This window comes from Pedobacter sp. BS3 (assembly GCF_008274585.1).
GTDB lineage: Bacteria > Bacteroidota > Bacteroidia > Sphingobacteriales > Sphingobacteriaceae > Hufsiella_A.
In genome coordinates, this window is record NZ_VTRT01000001.1 from 474441 (window position 1) to 495683 (window position 21243).

The following is a 21243-nucleotide window of genomic DNA, read 5'->3' on the forward strand; positions in this document are numbered from 1 at the left end:
TTACAGGTTTTTAATTGTTAATTTTTGAATAACCGTTGTATGGAGCTACAACGGTTATTCTTTTTTAGTGCTGCTGGCTATTAGTGTGCATCTACAGGCATACTAACATTCTTCTTAAACTTTTGCAGGTATAACAGCGGAATAGAGCATAACATAATTGCTCCGGCTACCCAATATGCATCGGTATAAGTAAGCAAAAGTGTTTGTTTAATTACAGTGCCCTCCATTGCTTTTGTTGCTATTTGCTGCGCATCCAGCAATGAGTGACCTTTAGCCATAAAACTCTTAACCATCATGTTAAAACGCTCGGTAAAAGCCGGGTTGTAAGGGTTAATGTGCTCTAATAAGGTGCTGCGGTGAAATCCCTGCCTGATGTGTATCAGCGTAGTAAGTGCGGCAATACCGAATGAACCGCCCAGCTGGCGCATCATGTTATTCAAACCTGTTCCCTGGCCAATTTCTGCGCCACGTAAATCCTGGATGGCAAGCGTAGTAAGCGGCACAAAAAGCAGGGCCATACCGATACCCCGGATCACCAGTGGCCAGAAGAAATCGCTGGTACCGGAAGATAGGGTGGACTTACTGAGCATGTGCGAGAATACAAAGAACAGGATCATTCCGGCCGTTGCCATAAACTGCGCCGGTATTCCCCGCTGAAGCATCTTACCAATAAACGGCATCATCATAATGGTGACCAAACCGCCCGGGAACAGGATCTCGCCGGTTTGCTGTGCCGAGAATCCCAACAGGTTCTGGCAGAATATCGGGAAAACGAAAACAGATCCATACAACCCGAAGCCCAGCACGAACGAGGTAAACATCCCCACACTAAAGCTACGGTGTCGCATAATTTTAAAGTTCACTATGGGATGATCTGTACTGAGCTCACGCCAGATAAATAAAATAACACCCAAAACAGCGCTTATGGTCAATACTGTAATGTACGGCGTAGCAAACCAGTCTTCAGATTCACCTTTTTCAAGCACGGTTTGCAAGCTGCCTACTGCGATGGCCAGCAACAAAATCCCCCACCAGTCAATAGACCCTTTGGTTGATTTTGGCGTTTCTTTTACAAACATGTAGGTAAAATAGGCGGCAATAGCACCTACCGGGATGTTCACATAAAATATCCAGGGCCATGAAAAGTGGTCGGTAATGTAACCGCCAATAGTTGGCCCTACGGTTGGTCCTACTACGGCTCCCAAACCAAACAGGGCGGTGGCGGTTCCTACTTCTTCTGCAGGCCAGGTTTCTAATAAAATAGCCTGTGCTGTGGATATTAAACCACCACCGGCAAGTCCCTGGAGGATACGGAACAATATCAGTTCTTCCAGGCTGGTGGCATTACCGCACAAAAAAGAGGCAATGGTAAATACAATAATGGATGTAAGAAAGTAGTTCTTACGTCCAAACCTGCTGCCCAGCCAGCCCGACATGGGCAATATAATTACGTTGGCTACGGCGTAACCAGTGGTTATCCAGGCAATATCCTCAAGGGTAGCGCCCAGGTTCCCTTGAATTTGCGGCAGTGATACGTTAACAATGGTGGTATCAATAAGCTCTAACAGCGATGCTGTTATTACTGTAATGGTTATCACCCATTTCTTTAAACCTTTTTCGGCCATGATATAATTACTCTTTAGTCAATACTGATACTTTTACGCTCATTCCGGGACGTAATTTCTGCATCAGCTCTTTGCCGGCATGTATTTTGATCTTCACCGGCACACGTTGCACTACCTTAACATAGTTTCCGGTTGCGTTATCCGGAGGCAGCAAAGAAAATTTAGCGCCTGTTGCAGGCGAAAAATTGTACACTTCGCCTTCTACCTTCTCACTGGGGAAGGCATCTACTTTAATATCAACTTTTTGTCCGCTTTTAAGGTCTTCCAGCTGGGTTTCTTTAAAGTTGGCGGTAATGTACAGGCTGCTATCGTTTACAATAGAGAACAGCGTTTGCCCGGCCTGAACCAACTGACCAACCTGCACATTTTTCTTGGATACAATGCCTGATGTTGGCGCTTTAATAGTTGTATATGAAAGTTGCAGTTTGGCCAGATCTACTTCGGCCTGGCGCTGATCGACACCGGTAGTAGTTACGGCCAGCTGCGACCGGCTTGTTCCTACTTGTTCTACGGTAGCTTTATACTGATCCTGTGCGGCCTGGTAGTTTGCCTGGGCAGCGTCTTTAGCGGCTTTTGCCTGCTCAAATTGCTGCTGGGTTACCGAACCGTCTTTTACCAGGTTGGCGTAACGGTTGTAATCCTGAGTAGCTTTCCAGAGTTGTACACGGGCAGCTTCAATGTTTGCCTTCGCGGTAGCGGTGTTGGCAGCCGTAGCCGAAATCTGTGCCTGGGTAACACCTATTGAGGCGTGTGCCCCGCGTTGTGCGGCAAGTGCTTGTTCTAATTTTACGGTATAATCCTTATCATCCAGTTTTACCAGAACCTGGCCGGCATTTACATGGGTGTTTTCTTCAAAGTAAATGGAGTCTACGTAACCGCCTACACGGGCTACAACAGGGCTGATATCGCCGTCTACCTGTGCATCGTCGGTATCTTCGTGCTTGCTAAAATAAATGTATTCACGTACGCCGAAAATAGCGCCAACAAGTAATACGATACCTAATATAATAGGAATTACTTTATTCGGTTTTTTAGTGTTGCTTTCCATTGTTAAAAGTTAATTTTTGATATTGTTCCAGTTGATTTAAGTAATGAGTAATATGCTAAACCGGCATCGGCTTTGGCTATTTCAAGGTTAATAAGTGTTTGATATAACTGTGTTTCGGCATCGATACGGTCTGTAACCGATGCAATGTTATTGTTGTATTTTGATTCCAGTATTTTATCGTTTTCGCGGGCTTGTTCAATGGCAGTTTCAAGCACCTTTATTTTATCAAGCGAGGTCTGATAATCGCGGTAGCTTTTGTTAACATCTGTTTTAATGTTATCTGTAGCCAGGCCTTTACTCAGATCAGCTTCGGTTTTTTGGATCTTGGCTTCGGCAATTTTGTTTTTATTCAGCCATAAGCGGTCAAAGTTCCATGACAGGGATGCCACACCTGTGATCGGGGTGACAAATGTATTTGCCGGGGGAATAAACTTTCCGCTTGCATTTACATAATAAGCGCTGATACCTACGCCTAAGGTTGGCATCAGATCGGCCTTGATACTTTTTATATTTTTTTCTGCCAACTGCGATTGTAAATCAGAGCCTTTTATTTCGGTGCGGTTTGCCAGTGCAGCATCAATAAACCCGTTTAATGACAGATCTGATGGCTGCTGATAGGTGAATGAGCTGACATTAACCTCGGTATCTTCCGGTAAACCCAGCAAAATATTGAGGTTGTAATTAACAATCTTACGATTAGCTTCCAGGTCAATACCGGTTAGCTCAACATTGCTGCGTTGTAACTGGAACCGCAATACATCGTTTTTAGTTACCAATCCCTGGCTGAAAAAGCGTTGTGCCTGTTTTAACTGTTTATCTACAGCTTGTATATTCTGGTCAACAACTTTTTTACTTTGCTGAATTTTGTACAGGTTGTAATAAGCGTTTATGATGGCATAAACCAATTCATCCTGATTCTTTTCTACGTCCAGGGCAGCTACTTTGGTCAGCAGGTCTGTCGACTCTTTAGCATATTTGAGCTTGTTGCCCGCAAAAATCAGCTCTTCTAAAGTAAACGTGCCTAAGTAGGCATCGGCACGGGCCGGAAGATGGATATCTTCATTACCGAATTTAAGTGTATTGGTGGGAATTTCGGCATGGTTGTACATGTAGCTCACTTTACCGGTAGGCAACGCATTATCTTTGGTCTGGTTGTAACGACTAACGGCTTCTTCTACCCTTAATTTGGATAGCTTCAAGGTCTTGCTGTTTTCAATGCCCAGTTTGATAGCCTCGTTTATGCTTAAATCCCGTTTTTGCTGTGCACTTGCGGGAACATATAAGGCAAGGAATACCAGCATGATGCCGTATTTTTGTATGATATAAACGGCTTCGGCAGATAGCTTGCGGTTTATGTACTGTTTAATTTTCTGTATCATGTTTTATCAAATAAACGTTTAGGAGATTGTGTATGTAAGTTTTTACGCGGGGATTAATTTCCTTTGCCATTATTTCCGGATCCTGCAGGTTCATATTAAATAATTGAGATGCAATAGGCGATGAGTTTACCAGGTAATATTTAATGCCGAATATGGTTGCTACCAGCATTTCTACATCCACATCTTTATTGAAGCTGCCGTTGTTAATACCCTCATTAATAATGAGCTTGATCTGGCTAATGTTTTTGTAAACATTCTCGGCGATGAACTCAGCCATATCCGAACGTTGTTCTAACGATAGCTGCCTGCTGATAATTTTATGAAAGCAATTATTGCTTAAAACCCGGTCTGCGTAGGTATCTACGGCTAACTTGAGTTTTTCCCACGAAGACATTTTTTTACTGGCAATAGAAGCAAGCGTTTGCCTGAAGCCCGATAAACGTCGCTCAAGAACCGCTTTATAGAGGCCGTCTTTAGAACCGAAATAATAGTTAAGCATTGCCATATTAACACCGGCTTCCGCAGCTATTGACCGCGTAGATGAGCCTTCGTAACCCCATTTGGCAAACAGCGTTTCGGCCGCATCCAAAATGGAATCCTTTTTTTTATCATTCTTTTCTGTCATAGCGGGCGCAAAATTAATCAATCGATTGATTAACTAAAATAAATCTGAAAAATAACCTCTTAAATGACTTTTTTCTGATAAATCAGCTTACACCAACGATAGCCGTTTATTGAAATCTTGATTTAGATACTGCTTAGCGCTATTTGTTTCACAGAATTTTTGACGGATGATCAATGCCTGTCTCATCATGGCGAAGAACATCGGGCCAATTCACGCAAAGGGCGTTCTAAATCTCATGAAATCATGTTTTTATTGGGGCTGGTGAGGACATCAGCAGCGGCTGAGGCCATAGACGGTGTCTTCACCGTCCATTCACAATGGCCACATATATGAAATTTAAACATGTTCTAAATGGCAAACAGTTCTTAGCGAAATCATGAATCGTTAGTGCTTCGCTTTCTTATTGACAGCTAATTAGTTATATCCGGTATAAGGATACTGGCGTAGGGTTTGTTTCCTGCCTTGTAAATAAATGTTTAAATCTAAAATCGAACTCTTATGAAAAAAGTAACTCGTTGGATGGCCTTATCTTTAGCTGTAGCATTGATCGTTTCAGTTTCTTCGTGTAAAAAAGACAAGGATTCTCCAAATGGAACACACAAGATTGTTTACAAAGCCGAAATATCGGGCGGCGGTCAGATCTCAACGGCCATATTTACCAATGCACAAGGCGATCAAACAACCCAGACAGACGTAAATACCACAACCTGGACCAGCGCCGAACTTACCATACCAGAATCTGTACAGGTAATCGGTTTTGGGTGCAGTGGCTCAGGAGCCACCGCCTCATCAACGCTTAAAATACAGATCTATGTTGATGGTAATTTAGTAAAAGAGAATACCGGTACAGGCACCATACTTACCGCCTCTACAACGTATTCTTTTTAAAACGCTGTTTTAACTGTTTTAAAGTAAGGAGCCGTATCAGATATGGCTCCTTACTTATTTGGTAGTAACAGTTTGTTTATTTCCCACGGCCTGTCACCCGGCAGGCTGGAAATATTGTTGGTCTGTCAGGAGGCACCCAAAAATAAGGAACCGCTTATGGTATGTTGTTAATATAATGTGAAAACATGCATGCTATTAAGCCGCAATAAATTTATTATAGTAAATTTAAGCCGTTTATAAAATGCAGCAACTATTGATCCTGTTGTGAGAGCTCTTACAGCTTCATGCTCACAGCAGAAACAGAAATATATTATGGAAAGCAAACGTCAGCAGAAATTCGCAGGTGTTATACAGAAAGACCTGGCAGAGATATTCCAACGGGAGGGAATGAACTATTTACCAAACACTCTGGTTACCATTACCAGGGTACGTGTTACACCCGATTTAGCTATTGCCCGTATATTTTTAAGCTTTTTTAATTCGGCAAACACCACACTGGCTTTGCAAACCATTAAAGCTCATGCCGGCGAAATTCGTTATAAGCTGGGCAGCCGTATAAAAGATCAGGTAAGGATAATACCGCAGCTGGAGTTTTTTGTTGACGACACCAATGAATACGTGGAGCGAATGGATAAACTCTTCGACAAGATCAGCAAAGAGCCCCGGCAGCCCGATACGGATGATTGATTCCGTTAGAATAATATAAACAGTTTTACGTTAGTAAGTTATGCTGTTTTTATACTGGATATGGATAGGCCTAACAACACTGCTCTGGATCAATCCGGAACCTAAGCCAGTATTTAAAAATGGCGAGGCCGCATTAAAGGAATTTATACGCCAATCTATTGTATATCCCGATTTTTCAAAACGAAACTGCATCCAGGGAACAATTACCGTAAGCTTTAAGCTGGATCATAAAGGGAATATTTTTGCATCAAAAGTGCAGAAAGGCTTCGGCATTGATCTTGACGATGAAGCCTTGCGGGTAACCAAGCTTACTTCGGGCAAATGGATAGTGCCAGCTGGTTACGATACCACCACCGCTGTAATACTGCCCATAAACTTTACATTGCAAAATTATAATTGCGAGAGCCGTTCACGCGAAGAGATCAACCAATCTATAAACGCCTACCGTTCTGAGCAGAACTTAAACGATGCCATTGTTAACTTTTACCAGAATAAAGAAAAAGGCAATTACAAACCTGAAGAAGAGCAAACCATTAATCAACTGAAAGCCGAACTGGGTTACGATGACGAATTTATAGCACAAAAACTAAAGCAGGCTCAAACCAAGCTGAAACAGGGCGATAAGGAAAGCGCCTGTAAAGATTTAACCTTTATTCATAACTTAGGCAGCGATAAAGCCGATAAGCTTATTGAACAAAACTGCCATTGATCCATGCGCTTTAATATTCTTCGTTTTTTTGCCTTGCTTGATGTTCTCAGCATTGCCCTGCTTAGTCAACAGGTTTTTAATATTATTATACATAGCAACACCCTGGTACTGCAAACACCATCACTAATTAAAGTGATACTTTTGCCGCTCATCTATCTATCGCTTTTCTTCACAGCATTTCTGCTGTTTCAGCAGAAAAGATCCGGCTTGATCATTTATTATATCCAGTTCCCGGTAAGGTTATTGGTATGGGTATTTTCGTTTGGCTTTATCACCATGCTTGCCTCGCTAAGCAGTAATCCGCAATTGTTTGGCTGGCTGTTCCGGCTGGTTGTTATACTGGAATTTTTCAGGCTTTACATCAGCATACGCCAGCACGGCAAACTCAACCGCAGGTTTTAGTGTAAAAATTCTATAGCAAGAGAACACTTCCGCTTAAATACATGTTATAACAACTGTTTATTTATTACCTTTAATTTATATAAAAAATTCTATGAAGATAAATTATTTGTTGCTGGCCTTGCCTGTTGTGCTGACCGGAGCCTGCAAAAATAAAACAGCGCCAGATACTACTAAACGTGTCGTTTTTTTCGATAAATCCGGCATGGACACCACCGTAAGTCCCGGCGAAAACTTTTTTAAATACGCCAATGGCGCCTGGATTAAAAAAACAACAATACCACCCTCACAAAGCAGCTGGGGATCTTTTTATATCCTGAATGATGAGAACCAGGAAGATATGAAAACCATTCTGGATGAAGTTTCGTCTAAAAGCCAGACCAAAAACAGCAAAGAGCAAAAAGTTGCCGATCTGTATGCCAGCGGCATGGATACCGCAACTATTGATAAACGAGGCTTTGACCCGGTAAAACCCTTGCTATCAGCCATCAGCTCGGTAAAAACTTACCAGGATGTTATCCACCTTTCGGCCGATGGATTTAAAGACGGTAACGGTTTTTTACTTCGCATAGATGTTGGCCCCGATGATAAAATAAGCACCAAAAATGCCATTAACTTTTTGCAGGCAGGCTTAGGTCTTCCTAACCGGGATTATTATTTTAACAACGATTCTGCTACGGTTGCCATCCGCAAAGCCTACGTTAGCTATATTGCTAAGTTGTTTACATTAACCGGTGTTAGTCAGGCTGATGCCGGTAAAAATGCTGCCGGTATCCTGAAGCTCGAAACCGGGATCGCCCAATCTCATTCCACACCGGTCGAGCTTCGTGACCCGGTTAAAAACTACCATAAGTTTTCTGTAGCACAGCTTCAGCAGCAAATACCGGATCTGGATATTGCCGATATTCTCAACCGGTTGGGAGCGCATACCGACACCATCCTGGTAGGACAACCCAATTATTACAAAGCACTGGATAAGCTGCTGAAAACCCAACCCGTAGAACTGTGGAAAAATAAACTGACCTTCGATGCCCTGAACAGGGCTGCAGGCGCCTTAAGCAAACCATTCAGGGATGCCCGCTTTGATTTTTACGGCAGGAAACTTAATGGGCAGAAACAACCCAAAGAACGTTGGAAGCAGATGGTAGAAACGGTTGACGATAACCTGGGCGAATTGTTAGGACAGCTCTATGTGGAACGCTATTTCCCGCCCGAAGCAAAAGAACGAATGCTTAAGCTGGTCAATAACCTGCAATCGGTTTACCGCACCCGCATACAAAATGTGGACTGGATGAGCGCCGAAACCAAAAAGCGGGCTATCGAAAAGCTGGATGCCTTCACCAAGAAGATCGGTTATCCCGATAAGTGGAAAACGTATGATGATGTGACCATTGAACCGGGTAAATTCTATGAGAACCTGAAATCGGTAGCACGTCATGATTATAAAGAAATGATCAATAAGCTGGGCAAACCGGTTGACCGGACTGAATGGCTGATGACGCCGCCTACGGTGAACGCTTATTACAATCCGCCTTATAACGAGATTGTTTTCCCGGCAGGCATCCTGCGGTTCCCGTTCTTTGACTTTAATGCCGATGATGCCATTAACTACGGTGCTATAGGCGCTGTTATCGGTCATGAAATGACACATGGTTTTGACGACCAGGGACGGCAATATGATAAAGACGGTAACCTGAAAGACTGGTGGACGAAAGAGGACGCCGGGAAGTTCAAAAAGAAAGCCCAGGCAGTGGTTGATCAGTATAATAACTATACGGTATTAAATAACCTGCATGTTAATGGTAAGCTTACCTTAGGCGAAAATATTGCCGATATCGGCGGACTTGCCATTGCCTACCAGGCGTTTAAAAATACCAAACAGGGCCAGGGCAATGAAAAGATAGACGGTTTAACACCAGACCAACGGTTCTTCCTGTCGTTTGCGCAGGTATGGCGTGTTAAACGCAGCGATGAACGTGTTCGAATGCTCATTAACGTTGACCCGCATTCGCCGGAAATGTACCGTGTAAACGGGCCGTTATCTAACATGCCCGAATTTTACAAGGCCTTTAATATAAAGCCGGGTGATAAATTGTACCGTGATGAGAATCAGCGGGTGAAGATCTGGTGATGTACGTTTAGTCAGCCCCGTATTTAGGCCTGTTGCTGCCGGTTAATGTAATCCGCTATCTGATCGTCTGCCAGAATTTCATCAGGTGTAAGATTATTGAGCGCATATTGCGGCATGTAAGATACCTCGGCTGTGCGGGGATCCTGGATAACCGTTTTACCCTGGTAACGCTGCACTTCCTGCAAACCCGATGTTCCGTCTGAATTAGCCCCTGATAACAGGATGGCAATGGTATTCTCGCCGTAAATTTCGGCTGCTGCCTGAAATGTGATATCGATACTGGGTCGGCTGTAGTTTACCTTTTCTGAGAAATCAACAGAAAACGTATGGTCACGTTCAATCAAAAGATGATAATCTGAGGGTGCGACATAGATACACTGACCGCAGATCAGATCTTTTTCTTCGGCTTCTTTTACCGGCAGTGTTGTTTTATACGACAGTAATTCCACCAATGGCGAATCGTCGCTGCTTTTGCGGTGTAAAACAATGATGATGGCTGTATGCTTATTCAGGCGAATATCGGGCAGTACTTTAAGGATCACATCCAGGCTACCGGCAGAACCGCCAATAACAATAACCTGTGTTGCCGCTACTGCTGTCATCCTATTTTCCTCCAGATCTTTTCACGACCCAGCTGTTTATACTTTGGCGCAATAGACGAAAAACGCAGGGTTTCTTTGGCCCCTAAAGCCAGGTAGCCCAAATGCTCCAGGCTGTCATCGAACAAGCGGAATACTTTGGCTTGAAGTTCCCTGTCAAAGTAGATAAGCACATTGCGGCATACAATAAGCTGAAACTCATTGAATGAGCGGTCTGAAACCAGGTTATGGGTAGAAAATATGATTTTGGCTTTTAGCTCATCGTTAAATTTTGCCAGGCTGTAATTGGCTGAGTAATAAGATGAAAAGTCATTTTTTCCGCCAGAGCGGATATAATTCTCCGAATATTGTTTCATCTGGCTTAGTGGAAAAAGCGCCTTACGTGCAAACTCAAGCACCCGCGGATTGATATCTGTAGCATACAGCAACGATTTGTGCAACAGGTTGGCCTCCTTTAACAGGATGGCCATAGAATACACTTCTTCGCCCGTAGAGCAGCCCGCGTGCCAGATACGTATAAACGGGTATGTGCCTAAGGCCGGTAATATTTTATTCCGCAGCTCCTGGTAAAAGTGTGGATCGCGGAACATTTCTGTAACGTTAACCGTGATTTCTTCTACAAAACGTTTCAGGTACTCCTTATCTGTTTTTATTCTGTAGCGTAATTCGGCAAAGCTTGGAAATTTATCAATGGTGAACAGCCGGTTTATACGCCGTTTTAGCGAGGCCCGGGAATATTCAATAAAGTCATAGCCGTAAGTTTCCACTATATCATTTAACAGAAGGTCTATCTCATCATCACGTATTATACCCACATCCACAGTTCAGTATTTTATAAATATCGCTTTAATATCTCCAATAAAACATCAACATCTATAGGTTTAGCAATATAATCGGTTGCGCCGGCACGAAGGCATTTTTCGCGGTCGCCAACCATGGCCTGTGCCGTTACGGCAATAACGGGAATATGGGTGGTTTCAGGGTTTTTATGCAGCACTGCCATGGCCTGGTATCCATCCATATCCGGCATCATCATATCCATCAAAATAATGCCAATATTTTTATCCTGGGCAAGAATATCTATTCCGGCCTGGGCGCTTTGGGCCGACAAACATTCGTAACCTTTGGAGCGCAGGGTGAGCCTTAACGCAAAAATATTACGATTGTCATCGTCAATAATCAATATTTTCTTTTTCATAAGCAGAGCATCAGGAGGTTTTATCGTAAAGCCAAACCCTTAGCAACGAGATCAGCTGATCGATATCAACAGGCTTGGAAATATAATCGGATGCACCGGCACTGATACATTTTTCACGGTCGCCGATCATGGCTTTTGCAGTTACAGCCAATATGGGTAGATTTTTATAGCGGGAATCGGTACGTATGCGGGCCGTAGTTTCGTAACCATCCATTTCCGGCATCATCATATCCATCAGCACCACATCCACATCCGGATTTTCTTGCAGCTGCTTGAGCGCCTCCATCCCGTCGGTAGCAGAAACTACCCGCATTTTATGTTTTTCAAGGGCTTTTGTAAGCGAGAAAATATTGCGGATATCATCGTCGGCTATTAATACGGTCTTGTTTTTAAGCACTTCATCCAGCGTACCTAACAGGTTACCTGTTGGTTTATCTTTCTTATTTTCTTCTATCAGGTGCAAAAACAGACCCACCTCGTCTAAAATACGCTGATACGAGTGTGCAGTTTTTACTACAATAGAGTCGGCATATTGCTTGATGCGGTTTTCTTCTGATTTAGAGAGGTTTTTGCCGGTAAAGATGATAATAGGCAGATTTTCAAGGCCCGGGTTGTTTTTCACGGTTTCCAATGCCTCATAGGCATTTTTATCGGGAATACCCATATCCAATATCACACAATTCACCTTTTTATCACGCAATGCCGATACACCTGCCGAAACGCTGTTTTTGATCTCGGCGCTTACGCCAAAGGTTTCCAGAAAATAGGCGAGGGCCTGGGCGTGCTTAGGGTTTTCTTCTACAATGAGTACCTTACGGGGATTTTTATTGAGCGCTGTTTCCAGTGTCTGGAATATCTGCTGCATTTGCTCCAGGGCCACCGGTTTGTTGATAAAGTCTACCGCTCCCTTTAACAGGCTTTCGCGTTTTACTTCAAGCGACGACATGATGTGCACCGGAATATGTTTGGTTTCCGGATTTGATTTCAGCTCTTCCATTACCTGCCAGCCGTCTTTAACCGGAAGCTGAATGTCCAGCAAAATAGCAATGGGCTTGTATTTTATGGCCATATCTATGGCATGATCGCCACGTACGGCTACAATGCCTTTGTAGCTGCGCTTGTGGGTAAAGTTGAGCAGCGCTTTGGCAAAGTTGGTATCGTCTTCAACAATCAGTATCACTTTCTCATTTTGATCGATACTGTTACGGTCGTCGGGTATTTCATCCGGTATAACCGGAACAATGTTATGGTGTGGCTCTTCCTGCTCTGGTTGTACAATTGGTTCCGGTTCAGCATCTTGTTTTTCGGCTTCAGGTAACGGGGTCTGCTCGGCCGGCTTTACCGGTACAATAACTGTAAACTTGCTTCCAACTCCGGGGTCGCTGTTAAGGTTGATGGAGCCGCCTAATAGCTTAGCCAGTTCGCGGCTTATGGAAAGGCCAAGACCTGTGCCGCCAAATTTTCGCCGTGTAGAGCCGTCGGCCTGCTGAAAGGCTTCGAAAATATGATCTTGCTTTTCTTTGGGTATGCCTATGCCCGTATCGGTTACGCTAAAGCTGATAAAACCGGCTGTTGCTGATGGTTCAACCGCCAATGTTACAGCGCCGCGGGATGTGAATTTGAGGGCGTTGGACAACAGGTTTTTCAGTATTTGTTCTAACCGCATTTTATCGGTTTCTATAGCGGTGGGCACCGCAGGCGAGGTAACTATTTTGAAGTCGAGATTTTTTTCGCGGGCTATAGGCATAAACAGCATCCGCATATCGCTGATAATATCATCGATATCGGTAACAGCGTATTCAAGCTCCATTTTTCCGGCCTCGATCTTAGACAGATCCAGAATTTCGTCAATAAGGCTTAATAAGCCTTTACCTGAGCTTTGAATAACTTCTGCCGATTCTACCTGGTCAGGGCTAAGGTTTTTATCGGCATTTTCAGACAGTAATCGCGATAGCAGCAAAATAGAATTTAATGGTGTACGCAGCTCGTGGCTCATGTTGGCCAGGAACTCTGATTTGTACCGTGTGCTGATCTCAAGCTCTTCGGCTTTTTTCTGTATATCGAGGTTGCGCTCTACAATTACCTGGTTCTTTTCTTCCAGTAGCCTGCTGCGTTCTTCCAGCTCCTGGTTGGCCTGCAAAAGTTCTTCCTGCTGTACTTTCAGCTCTTCTTCAGAGGCTTGTAGCTTTTGGGCCTGCGCTTCAAGCTCGGTATTGAGGTTCTCAAGCTCGCTGTGCTGTGATTGTAATTCTTCTGCCTGCGATTGTGTTTCTTCAAGCAGCTCCTGTAAACGCTTACGGTTTTGAGCCGTGTATATGGCTATACCGATATTATACGATATGGTTGTTAAAAACTCAATATGCTTTTCGGTGTACGGATTAACAGAAGCCAGCTCTAATACTCCTTTTATCTGCTGTTCATGATAGATGGGTATAGCAATAATATTTCTGGGTTTGATCTTTGCCGTGGCAAACGAAATGGCAATGTCATCCGGTTTAATATCTTTTACCAGGATAGGCTTACCCGAAGCTGCGGCTTGCCCGACAAGTCCTTCGCCAGGTTTTATGATCTCTTCCCTGGCGTTAAATGCGTAACCGCTTTGCAGGTGCAGCTGCTCATTATCAAGCAGGAACAATGCACCGGTCTGGCTCTCCGTATAAATGGCAACAAATTCCAGAACGGCGTTTGCCAGCGTTTTAATATCTTTTTCGCCGATTATCTTATCATTTAATCCGGCCACGCCAGTTTGCATCCACTCTTTTGCACTTAACAGGTCAAAAGAATGTTGCAGCGAATTGGCCATCTGGTTTAATGAAAGCGCCAGGCTGCCGAGGCCGTCCTTTTCCTCATCGTTGATACGGATAGTATAATCCCCCGATGATATCTGTCCGGCGATCTTCTGAATCACATCAATTCTTTCGGCAATTTCGCGATCTTTTTTCTGCAGTTGTTTTTGAAGCTGCTCCCGTTCTTTGAAATCTCTGTTTATACGCAGGTAAAACATAATGGTGATAATCAGGGCGAGAATAGCTGCGATAACAATTACAACGGGCGTATAACCTGCAAAACGGTTCATGCGTTCGGTGCGCCTTGCAAGCAGCTCATGCTCTATATGCTGCATGCGCTGTATGATATTCCGCGTTTCATCCATATAGCTTCTGCCTTGTTGCAGCTGTGCTGTGCTAATGGCTTTACCTGCTTTGCGTAGGTCGATAAGATTTTGCAGAATATTTAACCGGTTGATAATGGCTTTTTGTAACGCATCGCAATTTTGTTGCTGTACGGGATTATCGACAGTAAGGGTTTTAACGTTATTTACAATAACTAAGGAACGCTCATAGGCGCCTGTATATGGCGTAAGAAACTGTTCTTCGCCGGTAAGCAGATATCCCCGCTGCCCGGTCTCAGCATCTTTCATTACCGACAGAACATTTGCCAGCTCATCGAGAACCTGATTGGTGTGATTAACCATCTCTGCGCTTCTCAGCAGATTCTGAATGCTGACAAAAGATGCTACCGAGCTTATGATAAGCAGAAGCAATGAAATACTGAAACCTATTTGTAAATTGCGTGTAAATGAACTTTTCATCCGGTAAATTTTAGCGATGATTATTTAATACCACTGCCGGTAAAATTACTACTTTTTTATAATGGGAATTGAAAAATAGAAGGTTGAGCCAACGCCGGGCTCGCTTTCAACGCCGTATGTGGCATTATGCCGTTGCAATATCTCTGCACAGATGTATAAGCCGATACCCAGGCCCTGAAACCGGTATGAGGTTGCTTCTACGCGGTAAAATTTTTCAAAAATACTGGCCTGCTTATCTTTAGGAATGCCCACACCATAATCGGTAACCCGAACGGTAAGCATATCGTTATCTACCTGTGTTTCAACCAGTACATCTTTACGCTCCGGCGAATATTTGAGCGCATTGGTCAGAAAGTTGATAAGTACCTGTTCAATGCGCACATCGTCGCCATAAATTTCTACATCGGCTGTTCCGTTAATAATTATTTTGGCCTCCGGATGCGTCTGGGCGATGATATCAACAGCACTGTTCAACAACGGCTGAAAAGCAAATTCCCGCTTATTGAACTTCAGCTTACCGCTTTCTATTTTCGAAATATCAAGCAGATCGGCAATTAAATTATTAAGCTTTTCAAGCTGCAGGTTCGTTTTATGGAGATAGCTTTTTGTAGCCTCGGGATTTTTATCAATAGAGCGCTCGGATAGCTGCAGGTAAGCTTTAATGCTGGTAAGCGGTGTTTTCAGCTCGTGACTGGCAATGCTGATAAATTCGTCTTTCTTTTTTTCGGCTTCCTTGCGGTACTCGATCTCTTCGAGCAATGCTTTTTGTATACGGCTTAGTTCCTGTGTTTGTGCATGTAAACGCTTAAACGTTTTTACCTTCATCAGTAAAATGTCTACATCAACAGGTTTGGTGATATAGTCAATAGCGCCCGAAGCATAGCCTTTGGCTATGAAGCGTTTTTCTGTGTTAACAGCCGAAAGAAAAATAATGGGCGTATCTTTTGCCTTGCTATACCCGGATATGGCTTCTGCAACTTCAAAGCCATCCATATCAGGCATTTGTACGTCCAGAATTACCAGCGCATAGGTATTTTTCAATATCTTTTTTAACGCCTCTTCGCCAGAAAGAGCCGTATCTACTGCAAAATTATTTAACTCTAAAAGTTGTTTAAGCGAGAAAACATTTTCCGGCTTATCGTCTACTATTAATATCATCTAAGTGAGCGGCAATTAAATGCATCATTGTAATTTTTATAAACAACTAATTCTAAGGTATGTTTTTTTAATTATCCGGAAAAATAAAGATTATCCAGGTACTAAATTCATAATTAAGTATTGATATCATCCCGAAAAAAATCAGCAATGACATATAAATATAACTTTTAACGTTAATTATATAAGTTACCATAGAAAAAGAATATACAGATTTGCTTTTGTATGAAGCAGTTACCGGCATGAAAAAGCAACATGCCAGCTACGGTTTAAAATGAGTAACGTTTAAATTTCATGGATATGATAATTGTAAATGGACGGTGAAGACACCGTCTCCGGCCTCTGCCGCTGCTGGTGTCCCCCACCAGCAGCAATAAAAAAACGAGTAAATAATTAATTTAATATTGATAATGAGAACATTAAAAGCTATTGCACTGATAATATTTGTCGCTGCATCGTTGTCTGCAGCGGCACAAACCAAAACCGAGGTTATTAAAGTGAACGGCGAATGCAACTTATGCAAAAAGAAAATTGAAAATGCCGTAAAAGCGTCGGTTATTACCGCTAAATGGGATCCCAAAACCAAGCTGATGAAAGTGAGCTATAATCCTGAAAAAACCAGCCCGATGGAGATTCAGCAAAAGATAGCCGCCGCAGGTTATGATACTGAAAAGGTTAAAGCAAGCGATGCAGCCTACCATGCTTTAGACGAGTGCTGCCAGTACGACCGGAACCGTTTGGCTGAGTAATTTACGCCGTCATTTCGACCGCAGGGAGAAATCTGGAAGTTTTGAGAAATTGTTATAATGTGGCACTACATACTTTTGGGCAGCGCCGCTATGAAACAGATTTTACTTTGTAGCGGGTTTGTTATTACCTTCCTGTCCCCCAAGAGGCCGGAACGAATAATGTTGGTCTGTCGGGGGACAGACCAAGGGGTAGGGTAGACTTTTCAGACACTCTCTTCAAAATATCTGAAAGTCTTTGTTTCTTACAGCTTCCGTTTCACTTCAACCTGTTCGTAAGCTTCTACAATGTCGCCTACTTTAATATCGTTGAAGTTCTGGATATTCAAGCCGCATTCGTAGCCGGCAGATACTTCCTTAACGTCATCTTTATAACGTTTTAACGAAGCCAGCTCACCGGTATAAACAACCACACCATCGCGTACAATGCGTATCTTACTGTTCCGGTTAATTTTACCGTCAAGTACCATACAACCGGCAACAGTTCCTACTTTGGTAATTTTGAATGTTTCGCGTATTTCTACGTTAGCCACAATTTTCTCTTCAAACTCAGGTGCCAGCATGCCTTCCATAGCGGCCCTGATCTCGTTAATGGCATCGTAAATGATAGAGTATAAGCGGATATCAATTTGTTCCTGCTCGGCCAGCTTACGGGCGCCGGATGACGGACGTACCTGGAACCCTACGATAATAGCATCGGACGCGGAGGCCAGCAATACGTCTGATTCTGATATCTGGCCTACGCCCTTGCTGATAATATTCACCTGGATTTCTTCGGTAGATAATTTCAGCAAAGAATCGGATAAGGCTTCAATAGAACCGTCCACGTCACCTTTTACAATGATGTTCAGCTCTTTAAAGTTTCCTATGGCCAAACGGCGACCGATCTCATCCAGCGTAATGTGCTTTTGTGTACGCAAACCTTGCTCACGCATCAGCTGTAAACGTTTGTTGGCGATGTCGCGTGCTTCCGATTCGCTTTCAAGCACGTTGAATTTATCGCCTGCTGTTGGAGCGCCCTGCATACCCAGCACCTGTACAGGTACTGACGGGCCAGCCTGGTCTACTTTCTGACCGCGTTCGTTAAACAAGGCTTTTACACGACCGCTGTAGCTTCCTGCCAGTATCGGGTCGCCAACACGTAATGTTCCGGCCTGAACTAAAACGGTGGTTACAATACCACGTCCTTTATCCAGCGCAGCTTCAATTACCGTACCTACCGCCCGTTTGTTCGGGTTAGCGGTAAGCTCTAATAATTCGGCTTCCAGCAATACTTTATCCAATAAAACATCTACATTCAGGCCGCTTTTGGCAGATATTTCCTGCGACTGGTATTTTCCGCCCCAGTCTTCAACCAGGATATTCATGGTCGAAAGTTGTTCACGGATCTTATCGGCATTAGCGCCGGGCTTATCAATTTTAGTAAAGGCAAATACCAGCGGAACACCGGCTGCCTGTGCGTGGTTGATAGCCTCTTTGGTTTGAGGCATCACGGCATCGTCGGCAGCAATTACGATAATGGCAATATCAGCGGCTTTGGCGCCACGGGCACGCATGGCGGTAAACGCTTCGTGCCCCGGTGTATCTAAAAAGGTTACTTTTTTACCTGATGAAGTGGTTACCTGGTAAGCACCAATGTGCTGTGTGATACCGCCGGCTTCGCCCGCTACCACATTTGCCTTACGGATGTAGTCCAGCAACGAAGTTTTACCGTGGTCTACGTGACCCATAATGGTTACTACCGGAGCCCTTGGCTGCAGATCTGCCGGCCTGTCTTCTTCTTCCAGTATGCTGTTTTCCTCGTCTTCGGGCTTAACAAATTCTACTTCGTATCCAAACTCGTCGGCAACAATGGTTAAGGCTTCTGCATCTAAACGCTGGTTGATGGAAACAAACATCCCCAGGCTCATGCAGGTACCTATAATTTGCGTAACCGGAACGTCGATCATGTTAGCCAGCTCATTAGCCGTTACAAATTCGGTAACACGCAGCACTTTTGATTGCAGCTCACGTTCCATTGCAGCTTCTTCGGCAGAAAGCGCAACATCGTCGCGTTTCTGGCGGCGTAGCTTGGCCCGCTGTGCAAACTTACCTGACTTACCGGCGCCGCTCAGGCGTGCCAGTGTAGCTTTGATCTGGTCTTGTATCTCTTTTTCAGAAGGCTCTTCCTTCGGCACATCGCGGTGGTGTCCGCGGTTTCTGAAATCCGGCTTACCGCCGTGAGGCCTGTTGCCAAAGCCAGGTCTTCCTCCGCCGGGATGAGTGCCATGCTGCGGTCTGTTGCCCTGTTGCTCGCCCGGTGCATTGGTTTGTCCGGGTGCATCTTTACGTTTACGCTTGCGCTTATGATCGCTTCCGGCAACGTTTGATGATGAGGCTACAGGCTGATCTTTACGGCGCTGTGGCTGCGTTGGCAAGTTGATCTTTCCAACCACATTCGGGCCGCTTAAACGTTGTGCTTTGGCACGTATTACTTCGTTTTCCTCGGCTGCTTCTGCCTGTTGCTGCGGAGCTTCCTGTTTTTCTTCTTTTACCGGAGGTTTTTCCGGTGTTACAGGGGGTTCAGCCTTTACAGGTTGTTCTTCGGCTACAGGTTTGGCTTCGGGCTTCGGCTCCGGAGCAGGTGCTGGTTCCGGCTTTTTCTCCTGTTTGGATTTAGGGTTCAGGTTATTCAGGTCTATTTTACCGATAACCTTTACGCCCCGAAGACTGTTATCCTCGTTATTGTCAGATGTATTATCAGAAGGTTGTTTAACCGGTTCAGGAGCTGACCTGGGTTTCTCGGCAGGCGGCGCTGCAAAGGTACCGGCGTTCTTGATCAGAATTTCTTCGTGCTCAAAATCTGTGGTACGGGCAGGAATATCATGGCGCTCGGGAGCTGTGGGTGCAGGTTCTTCGCGACGGATCTTGCCAATGCTGATCTGCTTGGCTTCTTCCTTCACTATTTTATCACCCTGGAACTCCTTTAAGAGCACATCATACATGTCCTCGCTGAGTTTTGTGTTGGGTTTGGCATCAATTTTATAACCTTTTTTACCCAAAAACTCAGCCGCGGTTGACAAGCCGATGTTCAACTCTTTGGCAGCTCTTAACAGATTAATACTTTTTCCTTCTGACATTTAATACTATTAGTTCTCGCTTAAATTTTAAACAAAAATACGTTTTTTATATGGTTTAAATGATATGTTCCCGTTATCTATTTTTGATATTACGGTTACCGGCATTTAAACTATTCAAATTCGGCACGTAAAACGTCAAGTACCTCTTTTACGGTACTTTCTTCCAGATCGGTACGTCTTACCAGCTCATCTGTAGATAAATTGAGAATAGATTTGGCGGTATCTAAACCGATGCGTTTAAACTCATCGATGATCCAGCCGTCAATTTCATCTGCAAATTCTTCGATATCCACATCCTCCTCATCTTCATCCGCTTCGCGGTACACATCGATCTCATACCCGGTTAATTTACCGGCAAGCTTAATGTTGTGCCCGCCTCGGCCAATAGCCAGCGAAACCTGGTCGGGTTTAAGATAAACGGCAGCACGTTTTTCAACATCATCCAGTTTAATGCTGCTGATCTTTGCCGGACTTAATGCACGTTGAATATACAGCGAAAGATTGTTGGTGAAGTTGATCACGTCGATGTTCTCGTTTTTCAATTCACGAACAATACCGTGTATCCGAGAACCTTTCATACCCACGCAGGCGCCTACCGGGTCAATGCGGTCATCGTACGATTCAACGGCCACCTTTGCACGCTCGCCCGGTTCACGCACAATTTTCTTAATGGTGATCAAACCATCAAATATTTCGGGAACTTCCAGCTCAAACAGGCGCTGTAAAAACTCGGGCGCTGTACGCGATATAATGATTTTTGGGTTGCTGTTCAGCATATCCACTTTCAGGATAACCGCCCGTACAGAATCGCCTTTTTTGAAATAATCGGCGGGAATCTGCTCCGTTTTAGGCAGGATAAGCTCGTTGCCTTCATCGTCAAGCACCAGTGTTTCTTTTTTCCAAACCTGGTAAACCTCGCCCGTAACAATCTCGCCCACGCGGTCTTTGTACTTGCGGAAGATCTCGTCTTTCTCCAGCTCCAGGATCTTTGAAACCAGCGTTTGGCGTGCCGCCAGTATTGCCCGGCGACCAAAGCTCTCCAGCGTGATCTGCTCGATGTAATCGTCGCCCACTTCCAGGTCCGGATCTATCTTTTTAGCCTCTGCCAGCTCAATTTCCAGGTCGTCATCTTCCGAAAAACCATCTTCCATTACGGTACGCGTACGCCAGATCTCAAGGTCACCGTTGTCCGGGTTCACAATAACGTCGCAATTTTCGTCGGTGCCGTATTTCTTCCTGATCATGCTTCTAAACACCTCTTCAAGTACGCTGATCACCGTTGGCCGGTCAATGTTTTTGAAGTCCTTAAACTCCTGAAATGACTCAATTAAATTAATGTTGCTCAT

Annotated in this window: 17 protein-coding genes; 6 read left to right on the forward strand and 11 right to left on the reverse strand. The window is 44.2% G+C overall.

The window, feature by feature from the left end:
* Window positions 1–80: 80 nt before the first annotated feature.
* From FW774_RS02075 to FW774_RS02090, 4 genes are read right to left on the reverse strand one after another with little or no spacing between them, the layout of a single operon-like run.
* Window positions 81–1625 (reverse strand): DHA2 family efflux MFS transporter permease subunit, encoded by a 1545-nt coding sequence (locus tag FW774_RS02075; RefSeq protein WP_149346495.1) that lies wholly within the window; start codon window positions 1623–1625, stop codon window positions 81–83.
* 7 nt (window positions 1626–1632) lie between these two features.
* Window positions 1633–2673 carry an HlyD family secretion protein gene (locus FW774_RS02080; RefSeq protein ID WP_149346496.1) on the reverse strand — a complete coding sequence of 347 codons (1041 nt, stop codon included), beginning with the start codon at window positions 2671–2673 and terminating at the stop codon, window positions 1633–1635.
* 2 nt (window positions 2674–2675) lie between these two features.
* Window positions 2676–4052, reverse strand: coding sequence for a TolC family protein (locus FW774_RS02085; RefSeq protein ID WP_149346497.1), 1377 nt, complete (start codon window positions 4050–4052; stop codon window positions 2676–2678).
* Window positions 4036–4677 (reverse strand): TetR/AcrR family transcriptional regulator, encoded by a 642-nt coding sequence (locus tag FW774_RS02090; protein ID WP_149346498.1) that lies wholly within the window; start codon window positions 4675–4677, stop codon window positions 4036–4038. Before FW774_RS02090 ends, FW774_RS02085 begins: the two co-directional genes overlap by 17 nt.
* Window positions 4678–5175: 498 nt before the next feature.
* Here FW774_RS02090 and FW774_RS02095 point away from each other — a divergent pair, with 498 nt between their 5' ends.
* The 5 genes from FW774_RS02095 (at window position 5176) to FW774_RS02115 (ending at window position 9491) form a co-directional block, all read left to right on the forward strand.
* Entirely contained in the window at window positions 5176–5565 is a 390-nt protein-coding gene (locus tag FW774_RS02095; RefSeq protein WP_149346499.1) for a hypothetical protein, read from the forward strand.
* A gap of 312 nt (window positions 5566–5877) precedes the next feature.
* Complete coding sequence (gene rbfA / locus FW774_RS02100; RefSeq protein WP_149346500.1) at window positions 5878–6252, forward strand: 30S ribosome-binding factor RbfA; 375 nt, start codon at window positions 5878–5880, stop codon at window positions 6250–6252.
* Between the two features lie 40 nt (window positions 6253–6292).
* Window positions 6293–6961, forward strand: a complete 669-nt coding sequence (locus FW774_RS02105) for a TonB family protein (RefSeq protein ID WP_149346501.1) — start codon at window positions 6293–6295, stop codon at window positions 6959–6961.
* 3 nt (window positions 6962–6964) lie between these two features.
* Window positions 6965–7363: a hypothetical protein gene (locus tag FW774_RS02110; RefSeq protein ID WP_149346502.1), complete on the forward strand. Its 399-nt coding sequence runs from the start codon at window positions 6965–6967 to the stop codon at window positions 7361–7363.
* Window positions 7364–7454: 91 nt separating this feature from the next.
* Window positions 7455–9491 carry a M13 family metallopeptidase gene (locus FW774_RS02115; RefSeq protein WP_149346503.1) on the forward strand — a complete coding sequence of 679 codons (2037 nt, stop codon included), beginning with the start codon at window positions 7455–7457 and terminating at the stop codon, window positions 9489–9491.
* A 23-nt stretch (window positions 9492–9514) separates the two neighbouring features.
* Here FW774_RS02115 and FW774_RS02120 read toward each other — a convergent pair whose 3' ends face one another.
* From FW774_RS02120 to FW774_RS02140, 5 genes are read right to left on the reverse strand one after another with little or no spacing between them, the layout of a single operon-like run.
* The gene (locus FW774_RS02120; RefSeq protein WP_149346504.1) at window positions 9515–10093 is read right to left on the reverse strand and encodes a chemotaxis protein CheB; all 579 of its coding nucleotides are present in this window, start codon (window positions 10091–10093) and stop codon (window positions 9515–9517) included.
* Complete coding sequence (locus FW774_RS02125) at window positions 10090–10899, reverse strand: CheR family methyltransferase (RefSeq protein ID WP_149347129.1); 810 nt, start codon at window positions 10897–10899, stop codon at window positions 10090–10092. The genes FW774_RS02120 and FW774_RS02125 overlap by 4 nt, the downstream gene beginning before the upstream one ends.
* Window positions 10900–10922: 23 nt before the next feature.
* Entirely contained in the window at window positions 10923–11288 is a 366-nt protein-coding gene (locus tag FW774_RS02130) for a response regulator (protein WP_187774779.1), read from the reverse strand.
* Window positions 11289–11298: 10 nt separating this feature from the next.
* Window positions 11299–14877 carry a response regulator gene (locus FW774_RS02135; RefSeq protein WP_149346506.1) on the reverse strand — a complete coding sequence of 1193 codons (3579 nt, stop codon included), beginning with the start codon at window positions 14875–14877 and terminating at the stop codon, window positions 11299–11301.
* Between the two features lie 48 nt (window positions 14878–14925).
* Window positions 14926–16035 (reverse strand): sensor histidine kinase, encoded by a 1110-nt coding sequence (locus FW774_RS02140; protein ID WP_149346507.1) that lies wholly within the window; start codon window positions 16033–16035, stop codon window positions 14926–14928.
* Window positions 16036–16442: 407 nt separating this feature from the next.
* On the opposite strand from FW774_RS02140, the gene FW774_RS02145 reads away from it, so the two are divergent.
* Window positions 16443–16781 (forward strand): heavy-metal-associated domain-containing protein, encoded by a 339-nt coding sequence (locus tag FW774_RS02145; protein WP_149346508.1) that lies wholly within the window; start codon window positions 16443–16445, stop codon window positions 16779–16781.
* 242 nt (window positions 16782–17023) lie between these two features.
* Here the strand turns inward: FW774_RS02145 and infB are convergent, their stop codons facing one another.
* A complete protein-coding gene (gene infB / locus FW774_RS02150; protein WP_149346509.1) occupies window positions 17024–19897 on the reverse strand; it encodes a translation initiation factor IF-2 in 2874 nt (957 codons plus the stop codon).
* Window positions 19898–20007: 110 nt separating this feature from the next.
* Window positions 20008–21243 carry a transcription termination factor NusA gene (gene nusA / locus FW774_RS02155; protein ID WP_149346510.1) on the reverse strand — a complete coding sequence of 412 codons (1236 nt, stop codon included), beginning with the start codon at window positions 21241–21243 and terminating at the stop codon, window positions 20008–20010.

Excerpts from the sequence above, each read along its gene's own strand:
- FW774_RS02075 (WP_149346495.1), bottom strand. The coding sequence starts at position 1,625 with ATGGCCGAAAAAGGTTTAAAGAAATGGGTGATAACCATTACAGTAATA.
- FW774_RS02080 (WP_149346496.1), bottom strand. The coding sequence starts at position 2,673 with ATGGAAAGCAACACTAAAAAACCGAATAAAGTAATTCCTATTATATTA.
- FW774_RS02085 (WP_149346497.1), bottom strand. The coding sequence starts at position 4,052 with ATGATACAGAAAATTAAACAGTACATAAACCGCAAGCTATCTGCCGAA.
- FW774_RS02090 (WP_149346498.1), bottom strand. The coding sequence starts at position 4,677 with ATGACAGAAAAGAATGATAAAAAAAAGGATTCCATTTTGGATGCGGCC.
- FW774_RS02095 (WP_149346499.1), top strand. The coding sequence starts at position 5,176 with ATGAAAAAAGTAACTCGTTGGATGGCCTTATCTTTAGCTGTAGCATTG.
- rbfA (WP_149346500.1), top strand. The coding sequence starts at position 5,878 with ATGGAAAGCAAACGTCAGCAGAAATTCGCAGGTGTTATACAGAAAGAC.
- FW774_RS02105 (WP_149346501.1), top strand. The coding sequence starts at position 6,293 with ATGCTGTTTTTATACTGGATATGGATAGGCCTAACAACACTGCTCTGG.
- FW774_RS02110 (WP_149346502.1), top strand. The coding sequence starts at position 6,965 with ATGCGCTTTAATATTCTTCGTTTTTTTGCCTTGCTTGATGTTCTCAGC.
- FW774_RS02115 (WP_149346503.1), top strand. The coding sequence starts at position 7,455 with ATGAAGATAAATTATTTGTTGCTGGCCTTGCCTGTTGTGCTGACCGGA.
- FW774_RS02120 (WP_149346504.1), bottom strand. The coding sequence starts at position 10,093 with ATGACAGCAGTAGCGGCAACACAGGTTATTGTTATTGGCGGTTCTGCC.
- FW774_RS02130 (WP_187774779.1), bottom strand. The coding sequence starts at position 11,288 with ATGAAAAAGAAAATATTGATTATTGACGATGACAATCGTAATATTTTT.
- FW774_RS02135 (WP_149346506.1), bottom strand. The coding sequence starts at position 14,877 with ATGAAAAGTTCATTTACACGCAATTTACAAATAGGTTTCAGTATTTCA.
- FW774_RS02140 (WP_149346507.1), bottom strand. The coding sequence starts at position 16,035 with ATGATATTAATAGTAGACGATAAGCCGGAAAATGTTTTCTCGCTTAAA.
- FW774_RS02145 (WP_149346508.1), top strand. The coding sequence starts at position 16,443 with ATGAGAACATTAAAAGCTATTGCACTGATAATATTTGTCGCTGCATCG.
- infB (WP_149346509.1), bottom strand. The coding sequence starts at position 19,897 with ATGTCAGAAGGAAAAAGTATTAATCTGTTAAGAGCTGCCAAAGAGTTG.
- nusA (WP_149346510.1), bottom strand. The coding sequence starts at position 21,243 with ATGAGCAACATTAATTTAATTGAGTCATTTCAGGAGTTTAAGGACTTC.